Origin of the sequence: Streptomyces atriruber (assembly GCF_001418325.1) — a bacterium.
In the GTDB taxonomy this organism is placed as follows: Bacteria; Actinomycetota; Actinomycetes; order Streptomycetales; family Streptomycetaceae; genus Streptomyces; species Streptomyces atriruber.
Genome location: NZ_LIPN01000036.1, coordinates 1 through 2,759, shown reverse-complemented (window position 1 = coordinate 2,759; position 2,759 = coordinate 1). Strand labels below are relative to the sequence as shown.

The 2,759-nt window shown below is 72.7% G+C and carries 3 protein-coding genes; all 3 read right to left on the bottom strand.

Annotation, left to right across the window (positions count from 1 at the left end):
- Nucleotides 1-1,372 (bottom strand): FAD-dependent monooxygenase (locus tag AOK03_RS04485; protein ID WP_055563830.1); only part of this gene is annotated, 1,372 nt, incomplete at its 3' end.
- A 1-nt stretch (nucleotide 1,373) separates the two neighbouring features.
- A complete protein-coding gene (locus tag AOK03_RS04480; RefSeq protein ID WP_055563829.1) occupies nucleotides 1,374-2,318 on the bottom strand; it encodes an aromatase/cyclase in 945 nt (314 codons plus the stop codon).
- Nucleotides 2,319-2,346: 28 nt separating this feature from the next.
- Nucleotides 2,347-2,759: SDR family oxidoreductase (locus AOK03_RS04475; RefSeq protein ID WP_157868861.1), on the bottom strand; the 413-nt coding region annotated here is incomplete at its 5' end.

The window sequence follows — 2,759 nt, the reverse complement described above, 5'->3', positions numbered from 1 at the left end:
CCACCAGGTCGACGCGGTCGGCCCACCGCTCCCCCACCGCCGGCACCCGGCCGTCCAGGCCGAGCAGCAGCCCGCGCCCCGACCTGAGCAGTTCGAGCGTGGTGCAGGTGGAGCTGCCCACCCGCAGCCGGGCGTGCGGCAGCCGCGCGCCGACCAGGGGATGGCCCTCGCCGCAGGTGGCGTAGCGGATGTCGAGGCCGCTGATCATCCCGGCGAGGCGGGTGCGCACCGGCTCGTGCGCCATCAGCTCCGCCAGCACCGTGCGCAGCGGCTCCACCTCGCCGCTGCCGAGCAGCAGCTGCGCCTGGGCGCGGATGTTGGCGAGCACGGCGCGGCCCACCGCGTGCCGCTCGTCGTGGTAGGTGTCCAGCAGCCCGTGGGGGGCGTGGCCGCCCAGGACGGCCGCGAGTTTCCAGCCGAGGTTGAAGGCGTCCTGCAGGCCCAGGTTGAGCGCCTGCCCGCCGATGGGCATCTGCCGGTGCGCGGCGTCTCCCGCGTACAGCACGCGGCCGTGCCGGTACTGCGCGAGCTGGCGGTTGGCGTCGTCGAACGCGTTCACCCACAGCGGGGTGCCGGCGCCGATGTCCTCGCCGGTGACCCGCTGCCAGGCGGCGGCCATCTCCGCGAAGCGCGGGGGTGCGGTGCGCCGGCGCACGGCCGCCCCGAACTCGTGGACCATCACCCGGGTCACGCCGTCGGCGCGGCGGGCGGCGATGGCCAGGCCGCCCGGCAGCCGCTCAAAGCGCCGGTCGGGGATGTCGATGCCCTCGACGTCGGCGCGCAGCAGTTCGCGGGCGGCGTCCTGGCCGGGGAAGGCGGCGCCGGTCAGCCGGCGCACCGTGGAGTCCTGGCCGTCGCAGGCCACCAGGTAGCGGCCGCGCAGCCGCACCGGGCGGCCGTCGCGCCCGACGGCCTCCGCCTCGACAACCTCACCGTCCTGGGCCAGGTCGAGCAGTTGCAGCCGGTGGCCGCAGCGGATGTCCGCGCCCAGCGAGAGCGCCCACTCCTCCAGCACCGACTCCGTCTTGGTCTGGGGCACCTTGTGCTGTCCGGGGTAGGCGCCGGGCAGGGTGAGGTCCAGGGGCAGGCCGCCGAAGTGGCCCCGCGGCTCGGTGGGCGGGCTGGCGAAGTCCGTCAGCAGGCCCCGGCTGTCGAAGATCTCCATGGTGCGGGCGTGCAGGGTGGAGGCCCGCGACTCCTTGGTGGGGCGGTGGCGCTGCTCCACGACGGCCACCCGGACGCCGTGCAGGCACAGTTCGGCGGTGAGCAGCAGCCCCACGGGCCCGGCACCGACGATGATGACCTCGGTCTCCATCACCTCGGTGCCGCCCGTGCCGGCCCGGCGGGTGCGGTCCCCCTCCTGCGCGGCCATGTCAGTGCGTCCGCTCCGCGTAGTCCTTGGCATGGCCCAGCGTGGCGCGGCTGTTGGTGCTCAGCGCGCCGTGTACGTAGGCGCGGGCGTCGGCGACGGTGGCCTGGTCGCCGAGGATCTTGGCGATGTTGGCGGTGTTGATCGACACGGTGTGCTGCGAGCTGGCCTCGGCGGTGTCCGGGCCGGTGTCGGTGAACGTCCACACGCCGGTGTGCAGGGTCATCAGGGCGGGCAGGGTGACCTGCTTGTAGGCGATCTTGTGGTGCGGGAAGCAGACCCGGTAGGACTTGGTGGTGTGCGTCGAGCCGTCCTTGGCGCGGGTGTCCATCTCCAGGCTCTGCAGGCCCGGGGCTGCTTCCTCGAAGCGCACGGTGGCCACGTGCGGCAGGCGTTCGGGCCAGCGGCCGGCCTCGTTGACGAAGTCGAAGACGTCCTTGGCGGCGCCGTTGATCTGGACGGTGTCGGTGAAGGAGAAGACCAGGTCGTCGCTCTCGGCGGCGTGGGCGTGCTCGACGTTGTCCTTCAGGGCGGCCAGCTCCGAGGTGCTGTTGGTGTCCACGGCCTTGTCGATCCACTGCAGGTCCTGCGGGTCGTCGTCGATGGCCCGGTAGTCGTGCAGCAGCCGTACCCGGGAGCGGGCGGTGTCCAGCGGTTCCACGATCCAGGTGCCGCCCATCGCGGCGACCGGTGCCGTGGTGACCTCCTGGCGGAAGCCGATCCGCAGGCCTTCGGGGTCCAGGGTGCGGCGCGAGGTCCAGTTCTTGGGCTCGCCGTTGGCGGTCGCCCAGATACGGATGCGCTCCTGGTTCTCGCCCGTCTCCTCGCGCTCGACGTGGATGGTGGGCGGGAAGATCTGCGGCCAGTGGCTCACGTCCGCCAGCAGGCGGTAGACCGTGGCCGCGGGCGCGCCGATGGTGATCTCGTGTTCGACCTGACGCGTCGTCATGAGAGGTGCTCCTTGTCCGGGGCGGTATTCAGAAGTTGCCGAGTCCGCCGCAGACGTTCAGCGCCTGGGAGGTGATGGAGGCGGCGGTGTCGGAGGCCAGGTAGCCGATCAGGCCGGCGACCTCCTCGGGAGTGCTGTAGCGGCCGAGGGGGATCTTGGCCTGGAACCTGGTGAGGATCGCGTCCTCGGTGGTCTCGTACGCGGCGGCATAACCCTGGCGCACCCGCTGGGCCATCGGCGTCTCCACATAACCCGGGCAGACCGCGTTCACCGTGATCCCGGTGGGCGCCAGTTCGTTGCCCAGCGCCTTGGTGAACCCCACCACCCCGTGCTTGGAGGCCGAGTACGGGGCCCCCAGCACCACGCCCTGCTTGCCCGCGGTGGAGGCCACGTTGATGATCCGCCCCCGCCCCCGGCCCTGCCTGCCCCCGTCACCTGCCC

What these genes read in the sequence shown, in the direction of transcription:
- AOK03_RS04480 (WP_055563829.1), bottom strand. Translation starts at nt 2,318, where the DNA reads ATGACGACGCGTCAGGTCGAACACGAGATCACCATCGGCGCGCCCGCG.